Annotated in this window: 16 protein-coding genes; 5 read left to right on the forward strand and 11 right to left on the reverse strand. The window is 53.7% G+C overall.

The window, feature by feature from the left end; all coding sequences use genetic code 11:
- The first annotated feature begins 70 nt into the window (after positions 1-70).
- On the forward strand, positions 71-772 hold the full coding sequence (locus tag AC2LB6_RS12570) for a hypothetical protein (protein WP_490093766.1): 702 nt from the start codon (positions 71-73) through the stop codon (positions 770-772).
- Positions 765-1187 (forward strand): hypothetical protein, encoded by a 423-nt coding sequence (locus AC2LB6_RS12575; protein ID WP_490093767.1) that lies wholly within the window; start codon positions 765-767, stop codon positions 1185-1187. Before AC2LB6_RS12570 ends, AC2LB6_RS12575 begins: the two co-directional genes overlap by 8 nt.
- A gap of 138 nt (positions 1188-1325) precedes the next feature.
- Here the strand turns inward: AC2LB6_RS12575 and AC2LB6_RS12580 are convergent, their stop codons facing one another.
- The 5 genes from AC2LB6_RS12580 to AC2LB6_RS12600 form a co-directional block, all read right to left on the reverse strand.
- Complete coding sequence (locus tag AC2LB6_RS12580; RefSeq protein WP_490093768.1) at positions 1326-3863, reverse strand: excinuclease ABC subunit UvrA; 2538 nt, start codon at positions 3861-3863, stop codon at positions 1326-1328.
- Between the two features lie 293 nt (positions 3864-4156).
- Positions 4157-4531, reverse strand: a complete 375-nt coding sequence (locus tag AC2LB6_RS12585; protein WP_490093769.1) for a helix-turn-helix domain-containing protein — start codon at positions 4529-4531, stop codon at positions 4157-4159.
- The gene (locus AC2LB6_RS12590; RefSeq protein ID WP_490093822.1) at positions 4531-4830 is read right to left on the reverse strand and encodes a type II toxin-antitoxin system HigB family toxin; all 300 of its coding nucleotides are present in this window, start codon (positions 4828-4830) and stop codon (positions 4531-4533) included. Before AC2LB6_RS12590 ends, AC2LB6_RS12585 begins: the two co-directional genes overlap by 1 nt.
- A 229-nt stretch (positions 4831-5059) precedes the next feature.
- Complete coding sequence (locus AC2LB6_RS12595; protein ID WP_490093770.1) at positions 5060-6526, reverse strand: YsnF/AvaK domain-containing protein; 1467 nt, start codon at positions 6524-6526, stop codon at positions 5060-5062.
- 294 nt (positions 6527-6820) lie between these two features.
- Positions 6821-7390, reverse strand: a complete 570-nt coding sequence (locus AC2LB6_RS12600; RefSeq protein ID WP_490093771.1) for a pyridoxamine 5'-phosphate oxidase family protein — start codon at positions 7388-7390, stop codon at positions 6821-6823.
- Positions 7391-7557: 167 nt separating this feature from the next.
- Between AC2LB6_RS12600 and AC2LB6_RS12605 the strand changes: the two genes are divergently transcribed.
- Complete coding sequence (locus AC2LB6_RS12605; RefSeq protein WP_490093772.1) at positions 7558-8127, forward strand: GNAT family N-acetyltransferase; 570 nt, start codon at positions 7558-7560, stop codon at positions 8125-8127.
- Positions 8128-8175: 48 nt separating this feature from the next.
- On the opposite strand, the gene AC2LB6_RS12610 is transcribed toward AC2LB6_RS12605, so the two are convergent.
- The 3 genes from AC2LB6_RS12610 to AC2LB6_RS12620 all read right to left on the reverse strand — a co-directional run bounded on the left by AC2LB6_RS12610 (position 8176) and on the right by AC2LB6_RS12620 (position 12747).
- Positions 8176-10305, reverse strand: coding sequence for a putative bifunctional diguanylate cyclase/phosphodiesterase (locus AC2LB6_RS12610; protein WP_490093773.1), 2130 nt, complete (start codon positions 10303-10305; stop codon positions 8176-8178).
- A 423-nt stretch (positions 10306-10728) separates the two neighbouring features.
- Positions 10729-10968, reverse strand: coding sequence for a transcriptional regulator (locus AC2LB6_RS12615; protein WP_490093774.1), 240 nt, complete (start codon positions 10966-10968; stop codon positions 10729-10731).
- Between the two features lie 342 nt (positions 10969-11310).
- Positions 11311-12747, reverse strand: coding sequence for a methyl-accepting chemotaxis protein (locus AC2LB6_RS12620; RefSeq protein ID WP_490093775.1), 1437 nt, complete (start codon positions 12745-12747; stop codon positions 11311-11313).
- Between the two features lie 350 nt (positions 12748-13097).
- Here AC2LB6_RS12620 and AC2LB6_RS12625 point away from each other — a divergent pair, with 350 nt between their 5' ends.
- Positions 13098-14879 (forward strand): EAL domain-containing protein, encoded by a 1782-nt coding sequence (locus tag AC2LB6_RS12625; protein ID WP_490093776.1) that lies wholly within the window; start codon positions 13098-13100, stop codon positions 14877-14879.
- A 24-nt stretch (positions 14880-14903) separates the two neighbouring features.
- Here the strand turns inward: AC2LB6_RS12625 and AC2LB6_RS12630 are convergent, their stop codons facing one another.
- Together AC2LB6_RS12630 and AC2LB6_RS12635 are read right to left on the reverse strand one after the other, a co-directional pair.
- Entirely contained in the window at positions 14904-16487 is a 1584-nt protein-coding gene (locus AC2LB6_RS12630; protein WP_490093777.1) for a sensor domain-containing diguanylate cyclase, read from the reverse strand.
- Positions 16488-16884: 397 nt separating this feature from the next.
- Complete coding sequence (locus tag AC2LB6_RS12635; RefSeq protein ID WP_490093778.1) at positions 16885-17094, reverse strand: hypothetical protein; 210 nt, start codon at positions 17092-17094, stop codon at positions 16885-16887.
- A 473-nt stretch (positions 17095-17567) separates the two neighbouring features.
- On the opposite strand from AC2LB6_RS12635, the gene AC2LB6_RS12640 reads away from it, so the two are divergent.
- Positions 17568-18479: a GNAT family N-acetyltransferase gene (locus tag AC2LB6_RS12640; protein WP_490093779.1), complete on the forward strand. Its 912-nt coding sequence runs from the start codon at positions 17568-17570 to the stop codon at positions 18477-18479.
- 1 nt (position 18480) lies between these two features.
- Here the strand turns inward: AC2LB6_RS12640 and AC2LB6_RS12645 are convergent, their stop codons facing one another.
- Positions 18481-18726 carry a hypothetical protein gene (locus AC2LB6_RS12645; protein ID WP_490093780.1) on the reverse strand — a complete coding sequence of 82 codons (246 nt, stop codon included), beginning with the start codon at positions 18724-18726 and terminating at the stop codon, positions 18481-18483.
- Positions 18727-18892: the final 166 nt, after the last annotated feature.

The following is an 18892-nucleotide window of genomic DNA, read 5'->3' on the forward strand; positions in this document are numbered from 1 at the left end:
AGACTAAGAATATAGTATCACTTGAGGACAAGAAATTTTTTTAATAAACCAAAAGGAATGGACATTAAGGATGAGCAAAAGAAATGATATTATTGATGGTCGTCAAATTCATCTTAAATATGGCCTTATATATACCGAAGTCCTTGGATGGATTGATCTCGGCCATGCTCAGGGTAATGATATAAGAACGCTGCTGAGAAGTATTGATTCCGGAGAATCTTCAGGCAAGGAACGCTACGACATAACCTATTCGCAGTCTATGATTGATCCGACCAGAACCATTAAAATAGGTAAATTTATTACCTGGCGTATCAAACGCGGTCGTTCGAATTTCGAACGTAAAAGCATAGCGCTGGCAATGATGATGTCACTGGCCCGGAAGTTTGAAGGATTGCAGGCATCATTCACCCTCAGTTGCGTTACAGATAGCGGCTTTAGTGGAGAAGATCTGGTATCAGATTTGCTGGGTTTTTACCGTGTTGTCACCCTGTATGATCTCTTTGAGCTGCTGCGCCCCGTCAGCAAAGCAGAAGCACTAAAAAGATGGGATTATTACGGTAAGATCGGTTCCTGGAAAAACGATTCCTTTTTGCCACTTTTATTCCCCGACCCTGAAATATTTCCCAATGCGAGACCCCGAAATGGTGTTCTGCCGAATTTTATGACGACAGTGAAACCGTGGAGTGACTTCCATTCGGGGATAGTTGGTATCGCCAGCGCTGATGGTTCATATATAGACAAAGCTAAAGGGGGGCCATTACCCTATGCGTAAGTCTCTTAAGATATTCGTTGGTGCAATTATCGTTATTGCGGTTACTCTCACCTATGCCTGGCCATGGGTCAAAATGGAATTGGCCGGTAGCGCTCACTATACCGAACTGGATAAACGAGAGTATGATTTTTATACGCCTGACATATTAAAAAAAATGCCGCGAATTTCTGATCATTACTCCTTTGATTTTGCAAATATCACAGGACCTGCAACGCATGTGTATGCAGTGAAATTCTACGATACGAAAGATACCAGTAAAATAGAAGATTATTTGAAGTCCATTGGATACAAGCGGGCTGAATGTCATGTTGAGTCAACGTGTTGGCGTAGAACTGATCCTCAGGAATCTGTTTATGTCGGGGCTTTGAATGGTGAGAAAACCGTAATCGTGCAGGTTGTCTACAACTTCACATAACCATTTTCAATTGATGATTATATAAAGTGGGGATGCTCTATTAATCGCTTCTTGCCATTATCATTATTGATGGGCTCAGGAGCCTTATCCTGAGCCCTTAAAGTGCAGCCGTTTCAGCGGCCATCCACTACAATCCGATTACGCCGGATCGCCCGCCCTCTTTTTCAGCTGTGCTGAAAGCCAGGGCGCAGTCAGGCTCTCTGCAGATGCACTGACCTCTTCCGGCGAGCCGGAGGAGACAATCCTTCCTCCTTTAAGACCCGAGCCGGGACCCAGATCAATCACCCAGTCCGCCTCTGCCACAATGCGCATAGTGTGTTCCGCCATCACAACCGTGTGACCGCGTTTCACCAGTTCATCAAGCACAATCAGCAGCTTATCCATGTCAGACGGATGCAATCCTGTCGAGGGTTCATCAAGCAGATAGAGCGTGGACGTACGCTGAATGCGCTGCAGTTCCCAGGCGAGCTTGATGCGCTGACACTCCCCGCCGGACAGCTCAGTGGCGGGCTGACCCAGCGTCAGGTATCCCAGTCCCAGCGACATTAACGCCTTCAGCGAACGCTGGATCCCGTCATACCCGTGAAATACCTCAGTGGCGTCATCCACGGTAAGATTAAGCACATCCGCTATTGTCAGGTTGTTCCACTTCACCTCCAGCGTTTCTGGATTGTAACGGCTGCCCGCACAAACCGAGCAGGTTGCCGTGGCGCTGGGCATAAAGAGCAGCTCAATCGAAATCTGTCCCTGCCCTTCACACGCCGGACAGCGTCCGGCTGGCAGATTGAATGAAAAGCGGCTGGCGCTGAAGCCTTTGGTTTTCGCTGCGGGGGTGTCGGCAAAGAGCCTTCGGACGATGTCAAAAAATCCGGTGTAGGTGGCCAGATTTGAGCGTGGCGTCCGACCGATAGGACGCTGGTCGATTCTGACCAGCCGGCCGATGGCCTCACTTCCGCTGACAACCTGGCCCTTAACGCCTGGCACCAGATCCTCTTCCTCGCCCTCATCACTGTCAGGCGTTTTATCAAAACGGCCGAGCATTTCCGGCAGCACACGATTCAGCAGCGTCGATTTTCCGGACCCTGACACGCCGGTGACTGCCGTCATTCTCCCCAGCGGAATGGCGATATCCATACCAGCAATATTGTTGCAATAGACCTGCTCAAACCGAAGCCAGCTCTCTGCAGGGCGACGCTGGCGCAGCCCGGTATAGCTGCGGGAGAAGAGATAGCCCGAGGTCGGTGACGCACTGACTTCTTCAAGGCCTGCCGGTTCGCCGTTATAGACTATCTCACCGCCATGCGTTCCCGGGCCAGGGCCGACCTCGATGAGCCAGTCTGCCTCGGCGATAAGATCAATATTATGTTCGACGACCACCAGCGAATTACCTGCACGCACCAGATTCTTCAGGGCCGCGAGCAACGCGTTGACATCATCGGGATGCAGACCGGCTGAAGGCTCATCCAGCACATAAAGCACGCCAAACAGCCGTGATATCAGCTGGGTGGCCAGACGCACGCGCTGCAACTCGCCGGATGAGAGCATGGTGGTGCGACGGCCCGGTGCCAGATGGCCCAGCCCCAGCGTTTTCAGCTGATCAAGCCGCATCGCAATATCCGACGCCATCCGGATAACCGCCTCCCGCAGCGCGGCCTCTTCCGGCAGGTCTGATGAGGTGCCACTCGCATAAGGCTTCAGCAGTTCTGCAAGCTCAGAGACCGACAGCTCACTCAGGCTGGCAATGTCATAACCGGCAAAGGTCACGGACAGCGCGTTACGGTTAAGTCTTTTACCGTGGCATTCAGAACAGGGAGTAACCGTGACAAAGCGCGCCAGCCGTTTCTTCGTCGTTTCACTGCCACCCGAATAGCTCTGTAGCACAATTTTTGCTGCACTGGTGTAGGTGCCTGTATAGGCGGGCTCTTCGCCTGCCGCCAGCGCTTTTTCACGCTGCTCAGCATTCAGACCAGCAAAAATCGGCACCGAGGGCTGATCGTCAGTCAGCAATATCCACTGCTGATTACGGGCTGAAAGCGTATGCCAGGGCGCATCGACATCGTAACCCAGCGTTTCAAGGATGCTTCGCAAATTTTTGTTATGCCAGCCTCTGGGCCAGGAGGCTATGGCTCCCTGTCGGATGCTCAGTGAGTCATCCGGCACCATCGATTCAGTTTTGACGGAGTGAACTCTCCCCAGTCCCTGGCAATGCGGACAGGCGCCTTCAGGATTATTAGGCGAGAAATAATCGGCGGTCATAAAAGACACACCGTCAGGCCTTACGCCCGCACGGGAAAACAGCAGGCGCAGCGTGACGGAAATTCGCGTGAGGCTGCCCACCGTAGAACGCTCCTGCGCGCCAGCCCTGCTCTGCTGAAGCGCCACCGCAGGCGGAAGTCCGTCAATGTTATCCACATCCGGCGCAGCGGCCTGATCGATCAGACGACGGGCATGTGGCGAAACGGATTCAATAAACCGGCGCTGGGCTTCCGCATAGATCGTATCAAAGGCAAGTGACGATTTACCGGAGCCTGAAACGCCCGTGAACACCACCATAGCGTTTCGGGGAAACCGCAGCGAAACATCCTTGAGATTATGCGTTCTTGCACCCTGTACCGAGACATAGGGGTCGATGTGCTCATCAGCGCGATAATGATCGGCGTTGCGTTGTTTTGTCATGATTTCCCTGGTTGATAATGCACGGCAGATTCACGATCGCCTGCCGTTAATGACTAAAAATTGCAGATGCACACCCGGCGTTCGGGCTATCCGGCCCGTTTGGGGAGAGAAACAAACAGCAAGGGTAGTCAGGGATCGTGGTGTTCACAACGCGGGGGGCTGATTCAGGGCTTGCCGGTCTGAAATGTTGTGGTTTATGCCGTCACAGTTCTGGCTGAGTCAGGATTCAATAAGGTACCGCAGGGACAAAAAAGCCCGCACATGGCGGGCTTCGGTTACTGGACGCTTATCCTTTAGGATTGGGCAGAGCCTACAAGGGATGCGAGCGGAATATTAAACATTTTATGCAGGTTCCGGATCATTGGCAGCGTCAGCGAACGCTTATGATTCAGTACCTCATAGACGCGGTTCGGGCGTCCAATCGCTGGCACTAAGTCTTTCGCTGTCAGCCCCATCTGCTCCATGCGGAATTTAATCGCCTCTACCGGATCGGGTGCCTCAATCGGATAATGTTCCTGCTCGTATTTTTCGATAAGCAGGATCATGACTTCCAGAAAGTCCCCGGCTTCACTTCCCGGTTCTGGCTCGTTATCGAACAGGGGAGATACGGCAGCCAGAGCGGCTTCATAATCTGCTTCACAGTGAATCGGTTTGATTTTATAAGTCATCACATTTCCACCGTACTTGCGTTTATTCTGTCGTATTCGGCGTGCGTACCTACAAACTTTATGTAGACCGCCTGAAACCTGTAAGCCACTGCAATAATTAAACGGTAGTGATTGCCTTTAATATCAAACACCACCCGATTGTTGCTCAGAAAATCTGCCGTTCTGTACTTATCCTTAATATCCTGCGGCGTTTTCCACTGAGCCTTACTGACTTCATCTACCCATGCTCTTAGCGGCTGCTCCGCCTGATTATGGGCCTCCCAGAATCGCTTGAGAGACGCGATAGATATAATTCGCACTGACGTTCCCTGTTGTCCCATGGCGGTACTAATATAACAGTCCCAAATCGGGACTTCAAGGCTAAGCCACATTTTGATTTCAGGAAAATAGTGTGAATAAACTTTTATAAAACAGAAGAATGGTATGTTAGCGCTGGATGATGCTAGCAATTTTTAAGCTTCCTTAACGCAAACAAACCCGTCAGAGACGGGTTTTCAGGCATTAAATGCGAAAATCATCGTTACAGCATTACGGCTTTTTAAACTTCTCTTCGACCTTCTCTTTTGCTTCCGCGATTTTATCGCCGGCTTTCTCCGCGAATCCCTCTTTGTACGCCGGGTCGTTGCCTGACGTTACCGGGCGGGTGCCGTCGTCAGCGCGGACCTGATGTGTGCTTTCAGATAGCGGAGCGGGCGCAGTACGATTGCCGGTCATCGGGTCTGCACTGAGAGGATCGGTATTGGCAAGGTCAATATCCACTTCCTGACGGCGTACCGAATCGTTGATGGTTTCAACCCGATCGCTGGCTTCTTTGCGCAGCACCACTTCTTCGATGATCTGCGCGGTCTTATTAATCACTGGCTGCTCATGCGTCTCTTCCACTTCAACTGTTTTTTCAGACCAGTCAACATTCGCGCGTGAGCCCGTTTCGCTGACCGGACGACGGAAGATTTCGGCGTGCTGCTCATGCAGCGAAACATTTTCGGTCACCTGATCCGTGACAGTGTAGCGGCGCACGCGGGTTGAACCTTCACTGACCAGACGTTTACCCACTTCCAGTCGCTCCTCGGCGAGACGCAGCACATCCTCGTCACTTTCGTTACCAGTCAGGGCGGAACGGCCAGTGACGCGATGAGCAGGATCGGTATGAAGCAGGTCGGCTGGTGCGTTATCCGGAAGCGTTCCACTGGCGGATGCAGTCAGGCCTTCACCGGTAGTGTATTCATCTGGTACGGCCGCACTGCGCTCAGTCAGTTCTTCATGTGCATCCAGGATGCCCAGTGCGCGCGGTAACGCATCTTCATCGGCCCGCATTGATAGCACCACACCGCCGGTACGCATGGCGTCTTCATAGACTTCAGCCTGATCTTCTTCCAGCGTATTCCCAAACAGGCGCTGCCAGAAGCCTGGGTGACGGGCTTCGTGACCTTCGGTACGCAGGCGATCACCGGAGATAATATCAATGTCATCATCCAGGAACCCGGCCTTGATCAGGTTACGCTTTGCACCCTCTGCCAGTGAGATATTGCTGAACATTGTTACGATTGTTTCACGTGCCATGTTGTGTTCCTCGGTGATGGATTCGGACGGCTCTGGATAGGGTGTTCGGGTCAGATGAGCGTGCTGTTTACGCAGGGTGACAACCTGTTCTGCAGTTTCCTCGCTGACAACCTTGCGGATATGCCACTCCTCTTTCAGCACCAGATGACGAACAATCTCAATTTCTTCTTCGACGATCGGAATGATCAGCACGCCATTTTCTTCACGGATCTCCGGCATCTCCGCCAGCCGTTCCGACTTAGGAATGCGGTCTATTTCTGCAGTCTGATGCCGGAGCATCAGCGCAATCTTCTGCTGATGCTCATTGACCTGACGGGTAACCCTGACGTGACCATCAATAACTCGTTGTTTCGAGACCTCAACGGTTTCTTCTGCCAGGCTTATCACCTGTTCGCTACCCTCTGACCCTGGTTTTTCAGGAGGTTGATTGTGCATAGTTAACCTGCCTGTGATACAGAGCGATCATTTGTACTTTTCAGGACCTTGAGCATAAGTGACTGCTTTTAGATTGGTTAAAGCCTGGCACAAACGATAGCAAAAGATAGGAAAACTCAGAAAAACGAAGCTATATGAAGATAAAATGACGCTAAAATCTGATAAGCGATGCGGAAGAGTAAAAATGACAAGCGTAACGGAAAACAGTCAAATCTGTTTCGCTGCTTGCCTGGAGAAAGAGGAGGAGCAGCAATCTGGGGCTAACGGGGTCTGAAGTGAATCAGCCGCATCGGATCAGGGGTTGAGCCACTCGCTTCCCTGCAACCCGCCATCAGAGGCATAGCGAAACAGGGCGCGCTGATTATCATTTCGCTGAAGCTGATAAGCGTCCAGTACGCTGACCCACACGATGACCACGCCAAAGCGAGATTCTCCCGCTTCCGCTGTTGTCGCTTCAGGCGTCTCATCAGCCGTTGCCCGTGCTTCACCCGGCGGTCCGGCGGTGTAAGTCTGCCGCGTGTGCTGCGGTAACTCACGCCAGACTGCCCGGGCAATATCACTTCCCGCCGCATAACACTCAGCCTGCCCCGCCATCCGCAACTGCAGGCGGCGCTGATGGCAATATCCCAGCACGGTGACCTGCGGGTTCGCCGCCATCTCCTGCCATTTCGGACTGCGCACATCCGTATGAAAGGTCAGCGTCCGGAGGGCGTCAGCACACTGGCGCAATACCACAGTGCGCGCTTGTGGTCGCAGTGCAACATCCACGGTACAGAGCGTCAGATAACGGAATCCGGCCTGCGGATCAGTAGCTGCCGCCTTCAGTGCCGCCCAGGCTGTAGCTTCAAATGTTTTCAGATCCATTGGGAATTACTCTCATCAGTTTCAATATTCAGTCATCAGGCTAAAAGCGTAGCAACGATGTGCGCGGATCACCCGCAGGGGGGCGATAACAGCCAATGTGCCCGTCAGGAACTCTGTGCTATTTTTGCGCCATCGCCTTACAGATTCGACACGCAGGAAGTTGCACGATGTCCACTGAAGATGTACCGCCAGCAATACCACCGCACGTCACCTCACCACGCCTGACTTACCGTCCGCTGCGCGAAGAAGACTGGGCTTTTTATCTGGCGGTCAGTCAGGATCGATCAGTGATGAAGTACATCAGCGACCCACGCAGCGCAGAGGAAATCAGACTCCACTCTTTTGATGTCCGCCTGCCTGCCTGGTATCCAGGCTGCAAACACTGGCTGTGTCTGGTGATCGAGGAGAAGACATCTGGTTTACCGGCTGGTTTCTGCGGATTTATCGATCGCGGTGAGGGCATTGCGGAGTTTGGTTTTATTCTGGCCGCCGACGCGCAGGGCAAAGGGTATGGCCGCGAGTCGCTTCATGCCACTATCGCGTTTTGCTTTGAGCAGCTGGACTATCGCAAGCTGACCGCCACGGTGACCGCAGGCAATGCGGCTTCACGACGGGCACTACTTTCTGCTGGCTTTCTTCAGGAAGGTACGTTGCGGCAGAACTTCTTTCTTGACGGTCAGTGGCAGGATGACTGGATCTTCGGCTTGCTCGAACAGGAGTATCGGCCTGAATGCTGACCTGCAGTCAAAGAGCAGCCTGCTCTTTGACTGTCACGGGCATATCGATCAGCGTGGCGTCACATCGTGACCGCTGGCAACCGCGGGTGGATAGTGCTCTTCCCCACACAGCATCGCCTCAAAGTCCGCCGGCGTCATTGGCCGGCAAAGGCCATTGCCCTGCATAATGTCGCATCCGGCAGTTGTGACAAAAGCGATCTGCTCTTTGTTTTCCACTCCTTCTGCGGCCACCCGGATCCCCAGGCTATTGCCGAGCGCGGTAATGGCCCGGAACATCATCCGCACCCGCATGCTGGAACCCAGCTCGTGCGTCAGCGACTTATCTATTTTAAAGCCTGCCACAAAGCTATAACGCAGCAGATTAATGGCCCCGAGCGTGTGTCCGTAATGATCGATAACGAACGAGGCACCGGTCCGGCGTACTGCTTCAACCTGAACCGGCAAATCCTGCACCAGCACAGCCAGCAGTGGTTCATCCACTTCCAGCTCAACGAAGCCAGCATCGCCTCCGGCACTTTCACGGATCACTGCTTCCAGACTGTTGCCTGCTAACTGGCGCGGGAACAGGTTGATACTGACGCGAAGCTGAGGCGCGCGAACCTGCCACTGCCGGACCTGTGCCAGAGCACTGCGGATGATCCATTCCCCCAGCGTCACTGAAAGCGGACTCTTAACCAGCATGCCGATAAATTCGGCAGGCAACAGTAGCCCGCGCGTTGGATGCTGCCAGCGCACCAGTGTCTCGCAGCCAGTCAGTTTCCCACTCTCAACGTCGTAGCGGGGCTGATAGTAAAGCGTGAATTGCTGCTGCCGCACCGCCGTTTCCAGTTCACGCTCAAAGCGGCGGCGCTGCTGCTCCGCTTCACGAAACGCGGGCATAAACAGGATACTGCAGCCTTTTCCTGACGCTTTGGCACGGTAGAGCGCCAGGTCAGCGGCGGACATCACCGAGGAGGGATCGCGCCCATGCTCCGGGTAGGAAGCGATGCCGGTGCTGGCACCCACCACAACGGGTGAGTCGTGATAGCGGAACGGCGTCTGTACAGCTGCAATCAATTTTTCCGCCGTGATTGCCGCTTCTTCGCTGCCGCCCGCTAACAGGATCACAAATTCATCACCGCCCAACCGGGCAGCCGTCACGGCACTGGCGCACACCGCACGAATCTGTTCAGCCACATGACACAGCAGCGCATCTCCGGCAGCATGTCCCAGTGTATCGTTAACCTCTTTAAAACCATCGAGATCGGTCATCAGTAATGTATAGGGGACATCCGCTTTAGTCAGTAGTCCGACCTGCTCCATAAATGCGCTACGGCTGGCGAGACGCGTCAGCATATCCATTGAGGCCAGCTCACAGAGCCGCGCCTCACTCTCATAACGAGCCGTGACATCACGGATGATCATGCCCACCAGCCGCTCGCCCTCTTCACGCCAGCCCGAAAAAGAGACTTCTGCCGGGAATTCACGACCGTCGCGCGTCACACCCCATATCTGAAGCGAGCGGGGGTGCGAGATAGCCGCTTCATCAGAGGTAATCCGGGCCAGTTCATTACGGTAGTCAGTCTGGCAGCGAGCCGGAATCAGCTCGCTGACGTACTGACCACGCATCTCCTCTGCACTGTAGCCGAACAACGCGGTGGCAGCCGGGTTCCAGAAGGTAATACCGCGCCGCAGGTCGGTGCAGACAATGGCGTCGGGAGAGGTGGTCGAGATCGCCTGAAGCCGCTGCTGGCTGGTGTAGCGCAATAACTCCAGACGATGCATCTCCATGCGATCCATCACCAGCGCGGCGATATCATTCAGATGCTTCCTATCCTCTGCGGTCAGCGGCTCACGCGGATGGCTGTCGGTCAGGCAGACCGTACCAATGTGATGGCCATCCGGGGTCGAGAGCGGGATCCCCGCGTAAAAGCGGATAAAGGGGTAGCCATGAACCAGCGGACTGTCGCGAAAGCGCGGATCTTTTAGCGTATCGGGCACGCAGAGGATGTCGCCCTGTGCCAGCGTATGGTGACAGAAGGCGACGTTGCGCGATGTCCCTGAGATATTTAAACCATAGCGGGAGGCAAAGAACTGCCGCTTCTCGTCGATAAGCGACACAAAAGCGACAGGAACCCGAAACAGCCGCGCAGCAAGCGTGGTGAGGCGATCCAGCGCATCGGTCGGCGGTGAATCCATTAGATTATACTGCTTAAGTGCGTCGAGACGAGCTGCCTCGGCATCATGATAAACTGGACGTTTCAGCGTAACTCCCCCTCTGATGTTATCTGCTGTGGCCGGCATGACACAGCCTAAAGAGGACACGTTCAATCAGACAGGACATGCAGAATCTGCTGCCGACCCGTTGCCGAAGAAAGGCCCATCAGTAAGCTCTGCAGCAACCTGTCGCCGCGCTGAGCCCGATGAAGCTGGCACCGCAGACTAAGGCGCGCCAGTTAATACATTATGCCTGGCTGAGGGGTTGCGGCGGATCAGCAGCTCATGGCGGACCACACCAGACATCTGGCCAGGGCTTATCAGACGAGCGGTAAATGCGCTTCGCTTGACTCACTATATCGGCCTGACATGACTTTACTTAAGAGAAAACACCGGTTGAAAGCCTTACTTTTTCAGTTTTGGCACCAGTTCATAATGCGGATGCTCTCCGGCCAGCAACATCAGCAGTTCATATTCGCCCTGGCTGAGCAACACCGGATTTTTGGAGGCTTCTTTGGTTTGCCAGACGCGCTGGCTAAGGTCGAAACGTTCTGCCGCAATCTCCTGAGAGAGACCGGCAGCAAGCCGCAGTTCGCGTACATTATGCTGCACGGCGATTGGCCGCTGTAAAATCTGATTTCCCATGTGAAACTCTCCGCCTGCGGAGCTCCGGTAAGATGGCCGGGTAAAAAAATGCGTCCGCGGCCAAAGCATAAATTTGAGTTAAGTTTTAACTACCCGTCAGTTCTTTCCTGTCGGCAGAAAGAAAAGCGCCAATATAATCACAGGAATTAACGTAGATTATATTTAAAGCGATGTCCGGATAAGGCGTGAGTCGCTCTGAATAATAAGAACTCTTCTGAAATTAACGCCCGGCAAGGCCCTGAACAATGACCGTTGATTCAGTTCGCAATAAAAGAAAGTGAACACAGAATGTCATTCCGGCCTGCATCGCATTTGTCAGAACCACCCGGCGACCTGATAAGGCTATGCTTTGCCAAAAGTCACCCAGCCACCATTTGGCTCAGTCGGTGTGATGCGTTTATTCGCCACGTCGACGGTTTGATGCGGGAGGGTAAAGCGCGTAATCACGCTGCCCAGCATTTGGGTCTGTCCGCTGAGGCTACCTGCCGTCGCCGAAACCTGCTGAACCAGCGTTGCATTCTGCTGCGTAACGCGGTCAAGTTCTGCAACGGCGACGGTGACCTGAGCAATGCCTTTGCTCTGCTCATCCGAGGCCAGCGCAATCTGTCCAATCAGTTCATTGACGCCGCCGACACCGCGCAGCACGGCTGCCATGGTGGTTCCCGCACTCTCTGCTGCCCGACGGCCATCGTCAACACGTGCCACGGTATCAGCAATCAACTCTTCGATCTCTTTAGAAGCAGCCGCACTTCGCTGCGCCAGTGAACGGACCTCGCTGGCGACCACCGCGAAGCCGCGACCCTGCTCGCCCGCACGGGCGGCCTCTACGGCGGCGTTAAGCGCCAGAATGTTGGTCTGAAACGCGATGCCATTAATGGTGGCAGTGAACTGCCGGATTTTTTCTGAACCCTGCGCAATGCTGGTGATAGCCGCCGCTACAGTCTGAACCAGTTCCACACCCTGATGCGTCGTATTGGTGGTGCTGGCAGCCAGTTCACGTGCTTCACGGGCATTCTGAGCATTGTGGCGCACGGTAACGGTGATCTCTTCCATGCTGGCTGCGGTCTGCTCCAGCGCAGCGGCCTGAGTGGATGTCCGGTCGGAGAGATCGGCGTTACCCGCGGCGATGTCCCCCGCTTCACGATGAAGAATAGCTGCGTTATCGCGGATAGCGCTGACCGTCTGCAACAGGCTGTGCTGCATCTCTTTGACCAGCGGCACCAGTTGCCCGACACAGTTGCGCCCCAGGTCTTCCGGTTCGCGCGTCAGATCGCCATCAGCAATGATTTTTAAATGACCGCGAATTTTACCTACCGGACGCACCAGGTGGACAACCAGATAGCGGTCACAGAACAGCAGCAACGCCACGGCCGCAATCAGTGCTGCCAGCAATACGTTTTCCAGCCGATGCCGGTCAGCTTTCAGGGGGGCCTGATTATCAGCCAGCTGCTGCGTCAGCTTATCCAGCTGTGCGCGGGCAACGGTTTCGTATTCTGCTGGCGTGGTTGTGAGTGCAGCACGGAAGCTATCCCAGTCAGCATCGGCGGGGGTTAAGGCGACAAGAGCCTGTTTATCGGCTGGCGACCCGCTCTGCAAAATAATAGCGCTGCGGGCCAGAAAGTTTAGCTGCTGCGTCAGAGCCTCTGAGCGATCGATTTGACGAAAAATGTCGCGCACGATTTGGCTGCTGTAGCCGCCAGCCAGCGCAACGACGCCCAGTGAGACGATCATCATCCACAGCACAACGCGGCGGATAGTGAAATGCCTGAGTGAATTCATGAAGTTTTCCCCGATGTTGTCATTGGTGTAGTTAAGAAAATCAGCAAAAATAAGTTATGTCATCTACTTTAATGCGTTATTATATCGCGCACTATGTTTATGCTGCCTATACTGGCAGGATATTTAAGAAATTAATAGGTTTTAACGAAAAAATATTACAATCGTCATTACGAAAATATTTCGTTAAAGAAAAAGAATTTGCTATTCTGACCAACGGTGACGTGCAGCGTAATAAAAAATAAAGACTTAACGGCTATATCTTTTTACAGAAATAGCCTGTAGTTATGACGCTAAATCATTTAAAAATTCTGTTTAATTTCGCTCCGTAACCAACCGGCGCGGAGGAATCCATGCTTATGAGTCTCAGCGTCGGTGACGAATGCCGCACGCGAACCCTGCACGCGCTGCGCAGCAATGACGAAAGTCGTGACGATGTGTTGCGACAGTTCGTCCGGCTCGCCAGCCAGGCACTCGGTATTCCCGGCAGCTTTATCTCCGTACTGGATGATGAGATGCAACATGTAAAGGCGGCGAATAATTTCACACTCACCCAATCCTCACGGCAGGACTCCCTCTGCCGGCATGCAGTGGACAGCGACACCACTGTAGTCGTGCCTGATACGTTACTGGATATCCGCTTTGCTGCACATCCGCTGATTACTGGTGCGCCTTATATCCGCTTCTATGCCGGTGTGCCGCTGAAAAGCAGCACCGGCCTGATACTGGGTACGCTGTGCGTGACCGACACCGCGCCACAGCGCTTTAGTGGCGATCAGGTAGCGATGCTTAAAATGCTGGCGACACTGGTGATGTCATTTCTTGATGCCTGGCACTCGGCGGGGTTTGCCGATCCGGTAACCGGCCTGCCCAACCGTCAGCGTCTGATTCGCGACCTGCAGTTTCTTGCCGCCTCCGGGGACACCACGCCACGGCGGCTGGTGCTGATTGACTGTATTGATATGCCGCGCGCTTATGAGCTTGCGCGCTCAATGGGCATGGGGCCGGTTGAAAGCCTGCTGAAAGATGTGGCGACACTGCTGCCGCTGCGACTGCGTCCTGCGCCGGGGGAGATGCTCTATACCGTGGCAACCGGGCGCTTTGCCCTGCTGACACGTCAGGAGAGCAGGCTCACGGCCAACTGGGTAGCAACGAAGCTGGCGGGGATCAGCGCGGATATCGGCGATGGGCTGTCAGTCGCACTGAAGACCCATACCGGGGAAGTAAGTTTCAAAACCGGAGAGATCCCCGCTCAGGAGATCCTGCGGCGTGCAGTCAGCGCACTGCATGAGGCCATAACCCGCGACGTGGCCTCGATGCCCTTCGGTGAGGCCACCGATACCCGCCATACGCAGGATTTCACCCTGATGCATGACCTGGCCACGGCAATACGCCAGGATAAAGGGCTGTGGCTCGCCTATCAGCCTAAAATCTGTCTGCACAGCGGCAAGCCGATTGGACTGGAGGCGCTGATCCGCTGGCAGCATCCGGAGCGCGGTGAACTGTCACCGGCACAATTTTTACCTTTTGCCGCACAAACCGAGCTGCTCAGCGAGCTGACGACCTGGGTCACAGAGCACGCCATCGCCCGGCTCTCCCGGCTTCGCAACAGCTATATTCAGCTGCCCATCACCATTAACGTCAGCAGCAGCGATTTTTCCCGCGATGGTTTTGCCGACGAGCTGGAAGAGCGGATGATCAGGGCGAAGCTGCCGGTTTCGTTACTGGGCGTGGAATGTCTGGAGACGGAACGGATTCTGGAAAGCCCGACCGCGATGCAGGGGCTTGAGATGCTGAAACTGCGTGGATTCGGTATTTCACTGGATGACTTTGGAACCGGCTATAGCAACATCAGCTATCTGCGGCGCATGCCGCTGGATGTCATCAAGCTGGACCGATCACTGATCAGCGAGATTTCCTCTGATACGGCATCGCGCGTGATCGCCCGCAGTATTATTTCAATGCTCAAGGATCTCGATTACATGGTGCTGGCTGAGGGCGTGGAGAATGAGGAAACGGTAAAAGTACTGACCGAGTTCGGCTGCGATCAGGCGCAGGGCTTTTTCTACTCCAGGCCGCTGGCGGAAACCGCGCTGGATGAGTGGCTGGGCTGGCGATTACGCAGTAAGTACTGAGCCTCCCCAACCAGCCCCCAATTCTTACCTGCCTGACTCAAACGCGCTGAAGCCGTCTGGCCCGGCAATCATCACAGTATTGCGCCCCGCAGCTTTTGCCTCGTAGAGCGCTTCATCGGCACGTCTTAGCAGAGCCTCACGATCGCAAGCCTGTTCCCCCAGCGAAGCTACCCCTGCTGATATCGTCATCGTCCCGGCAAACGGGAAGGTAGTGGCGCAGACGGTCTCACGGATGCGTTCTGCGGTGCGGGCGGCATCTGCCAGCGAGGTGTGCGGCAGCAGCAGAATAAACTCCTCGCCCCCAAACCGGCTGACGATATCGCCGGTGCGGCAAAGCTGCCGCAGCAACCCCGCCAGGCTCACCAGAACCGCATCGCCCGCATCATGCCCGTACCAGTCGTTTATCTTCTTGAAATAGTCAATATCAATAGCGATGACACACTGTTCATGGTCGCTGTCTGACTGCGCCGCCAGCGCCGAAAATCCGCGTCGGTTGCAAAGCCCGGTCAGTGGATCGGTCATCGCTTCATCATTCAATGCGGCCAGGTGACCCGCAACAGCGTGGCGATGCTCCTGCACAGCTTCTTTGAGCCGGTCAGCCTCGTAGTACCAGGTTTTAACCGTGGAGAGAGATTCCGCCTGGGCTTCGCTGCCGCCATAGCGTACTCTGTCCGCCAGCTTTTCCAGTGGAGAAGCGATCCGCCCCGCCATAAAAGCAATAACGCCTGCTGTAACGATGATAATGCCCAAAACGAACCAGATGGCGCTTTCAGCCGTGCGCATCAGAATATGCGTGACCGTTTCTGAGGTACCGGTAATAAAGACGTTCCAGCCGGTTTTACGCAGCGTACCATAGCCGGTGAGATAGTTTTGTCCGTCATTTTCCAGCGTGAAGTGCCCGCTTTCCGTGGTGGCAAGCCGCTTCTGAAGTGCCAGACTCAGCAGCATCTTTGTCCCAACCAGCGCCGGGTCGTGACTGAAAATAATCAGCCCTTCATTGCTGACCACGCTGACCGTCGATCCTCTGGTGTAAAAATGCTGGCTCAGGATCTCACTCAGCATGCTCTGTTTTTTGAGATAGATGGTGCCACCGATGTAGCCCAGGTAATGGCCCTCCCGGCTGAAGAGCGGCTGAGATAAAAACACCACATAGTTACCGACGGCAGAGGTAAAGGGTGCGGAGATAAAGGGCTTCTGGGTCGCAATGGCCTGCAGGCTGACCGCCGAGTGCAGCTTCATGCCAATCAGGTTCAGGCTATCGGGTGAGATTGCCGCAATGATGGCATCATGATTGACCACCACCACCGAGTTGAAAAAGCCTGACTGCATTCTGAGACGCTCGGTCTCTCCTTGAAGCCGTTGAATATCGCTTAGATCCCTGATCTGCGCGGCACTCCAGGCCAGTTCACGTTGCGCTGTCGCCAGGTAACGATCGGTGGTGTCGGCCAGTTTGCGGGCATAGGCAATGTTCCCTTCAAGCAGGCTGTCTTCGATATTGGCCTTCTGAAACAGCAGCAGCGCGCTCAGCAGCAGACCGGAAGTCAGAATGACGCCTCCAATGGAAAGCAAAGTCAACAGCGAACGAAGGCGCATTTTTTCATGGAGCATTGCGGTCAGGATCCGGATTAAGTGTCATTTGAGTGTAACAGTTGACACTGCAGGTCAAGGGGAGAACAGAGGTGGATTTATAGAAGATCAGGACGTATTGCCGGGTGTAGCACAAAATCGTATGGCGTTACTTAAAGCCGGGTTCAGCTTTCAACCGGCCAGAACAAACATCAGCAACAAATGATTAAGCGGTAATAATGAGACTGACTGAGCTGGGTCCTGTGCAGATGATGCGCTATTATTATCGCGGACTGCAATGAGAATGCCTTGCGGGAGCTAAAATAACGGGGCATGCTCTGCCCCGCTTATCATTATGGCTGAAACAGGTGTCGAACAGTTTAATTAAATTAGCGTCAGTAACAGGTCTTCATGAATATGCATAAACATTTAAATTGCTTTAACGCCAGAATACTTTGATATAAGAACGGCTGCTGAGTCTTTTAATAAAATGATGAGGGCAGTTAAAACGATACTCTTCCCATTCCAAATTAAACCACTGAAATTCACCATCTTTAATTTTTTCGAGCAGGGTCATTGCCTGCATAGGCGTCTGAAAAGCATAAGCTTTCATCACGCCCTCTTTGGTGCATAAATCAATATGAACCATGTAACCCCCGGGTGCTAAAAAGATCGGACATTTTATAATTATTAAACAGCCTATTTAGCATAATCCATTTATTGTCTGCCGATAATCTGATTCCGTAATATTTGCGTAAAAATTATGTATTTTATTTCCCCTTTATTATTTTGGGCAACTCTGCCTAATTTCATCAATTAATTTGACCATCTATTTTTGCTCCGGCCATACCCGAAAACTCTTTCTGCCTGCTTTTAAGTCAGCACCGAGGGCGGCAGCAAAACGTGATCGCGAAGCATGACGTTTATCTGCTCATCGTTTCAGCCCCAGACTGCCCGGCCATCATGCTGCAGGAAAGGAATGACGCTGACTGACAGGTTGAGATGGTCATAAACAGAGCACATCGTTTACACTCTCAACAGCCTCATCTGCAATCCGGTAACGGTTATGACAGACCGTGGAGAGAGGCAGGAGATTACTGACGGCGGGCAATAAGGAATCTTATGCTGGATTATATGGTGTCGCTCTACCGTACTGTTCCTGTCTCATCTGACTGTCTCAGCGACTGGCTTGCCAGCTGGCTGGCGCAGCAGCAGACCCGATGCCACGACCATAATTTCTCTGCCAACTTTCCCTGGCGTGAAACCGGTCTGCCCCAGCACACCTTTTTACAGCGTGAACTGACGGTTAACGGTCAGCGTTATCTTACCGGACCGCGATATCTGGGGGGCGATCCTTCCCAGCCTTTTATTGAGATCGTGGCCCGGGACGGCCCTATCGATTACGCTGTCGCTGACGCCATCATGCAGGCGTGGCAGCCGCTCAAACCGCTAAAACTGCGTATCCTGTTACCCGCAAGCCATCCCGATATCGGGTTAACCGATCAACTGATATTCCTCAGCGATCCGGTTGCGCTCGCGGTGCCTCACGACGAAGGCATTTCACTGGTGAAAGCTGGCCGTAAAGATTACCCCGCTTGTATCCAGGCGATTAACCACGCTTATCGCGCCAGCTGGCACATGCTGCCGCATCTGCGTGATCAGCTGATGGCATCAAGCAGGCAGGAATTACGGGAGGATATCGCTGGAGGACATGTGCTTTTGATTGTCTGGCAGGGCATGGTGGCTGGGCTGATGATTTGTGTTCGCCGGAGACTGACCTTTATTGAGGGGTTTCAGATTATGGATGAAGTGATTATGCCTGCTTATCAGGGCCGTGGACTTGCCGCGCGCGCTCAGCAGCGTTTGCTGCAGCAGCTTCATCATCACTATGGTGAGAAGGCGCTGCTGACCGGCACCATTCTGCCTGGTAACACCCCTTCACTGCGCAGCGCGCAAAATGCCGGGCGACGCTGCGTGCTGAAATATCAGTTTTTTACCCCTGACGATTTACGTGCGGGCCGACGGACAATTTAAATCACCATAAAGCCAGCTCAATCAACTTATCCTGCACGCTGTAAACGCGCTGCTTCAGGCTCAGGCTCTCCTCTGTGCTGATCCATTTTGCATCAAACGCACCATTAATTTTTTCCAGGGCGATTTTGGTGCTGCTTTTCAGACCTTCGTGCCAGTTCGCGTCTGAACGTCTTGCCGCCTGTGCTTCCAGGCTCTCAACTAACTCCGCGACACTTTTACCACCGGTAGTCGCTTCAGATACAGACATATCACCCTCTTTTAGCTGCTAAAAACGGCCACACTCGCGGAGCACATTATACCTGATAGCTGATCGGCATGGCGCTTTCCTGTGCGCACGACCAGGCATTCCCTCTGGCACCACAGATATTCGCTGAAGGGCACGGCTTCGCTCGCAAAATTCCGCGAGCTGTTCT

The sequence above is a fragment of the Pantoea sp. RCC30.1 genome (genome assembly GCF_058148845.1).

Coding starts and splice junctions, on each gene's coding strand:
- AC2LB6_RS12570 (WP_490093766.1), top strand. CDS start 71: ATGAGCAAAAGAAATGATATTATTGATGGTCGTCAAATTCATCTTAAA.
- AC2LB6_RS12575 (WP_490093767.1), top strand. CDS start 765: ATGCGTAAGTCTCTTAAGATATTCGTTGGTGCAATTATCGTTATTGCG.
- AC2LB6_RS12580 (WP_490093768.1), bottom strand. CDS start 3,863: ATGACAAAACAACGCAACGCCGATCATTATCGCGCTGATGAGCACATC.
- AC2LB6_RS12585 (WP_490093769.1), bottom strand. CDS start 4,531: ATGACTTATAAAATCAAACCGATTCACTGTGAAGCAGATTATGAAGCC.
- AC2LB6_RS12595 (WP_490093770.1), bottom strand. CDS start 6,526: ATGCACAATCAACCTCCTGAAAAACCAGGGTCAGAGGGTAGCGAACAG.
- AC2LB6_RS12600 (WP_490093771.1), bottom strand. CDS start 7,390: ATGGATCTGAAAACATTTGAAGCTACAGCCTGGGCGGCACTGAAGGCG.
- AC2LB6_RS12605 (WP_490093772.1), top strand. CDS start 7,558: ATGTCCACTGAAGATGTACCGCCAGCAATACCACCGCACGTCACCTCA.
- AC2LB6_RS12610 (WP_490093773.1), bottom strand. CDS start 10,305: ATGGATTCACCGCCGACCGATGCGCTGGATCGCCTCACCACGCTTGCT.
- AC2LB6_RS12615 (WP_490093774.1), bottom strand. CDS start 10,968: ATGGGAAATCAGATTTTACAGCGGCCAATCGCCGTGCAGCATAATGTA.
- AC2LB6_RS12620 (WP_490093775.1), bottom strand. CDS start 12,747: ATGAATTCACTCAGGCATTTCACTATCCGCCGCGTTGTGCTGTGGATG.
- AC2LB6_RS12625 (WP_490093776.1), top strand. CDS start 13,098: ATGCTTATGAGTCTCAGCGTCGGTGACGAATGCCGCACGCGAACCCTG.
- AC2LB6_RS12630 (WP_490093777.1), bottom strand. CDS start 16,487: ATGCTCCATGAAAAAATGCGCCTTCGTTCGCTGTTGACTTTGCTTTCC.
- AC2LB6_RS12635 (WP_490093778.1), bottom strand. CDS start 17,094: ATGGTTCATATTGATTTATGCACCAAAGAGGGCGTGATGAAAGCTTAT.
- AC2LB6_RS12640 (WP_490093779.1), top strand. CDS start 17,568: ATGCTGGATTATATGGTGTCGCTCTACCGTACTGTTCCTGTCTCATCT.
- AC2LB6_RS12645 (WP_490093780.1), bottom strand. CDS start 18,726: ATGTCTGTATCTGAAGCGACTACCGGTGGTAAAAGTGTCGCGGAGTTA.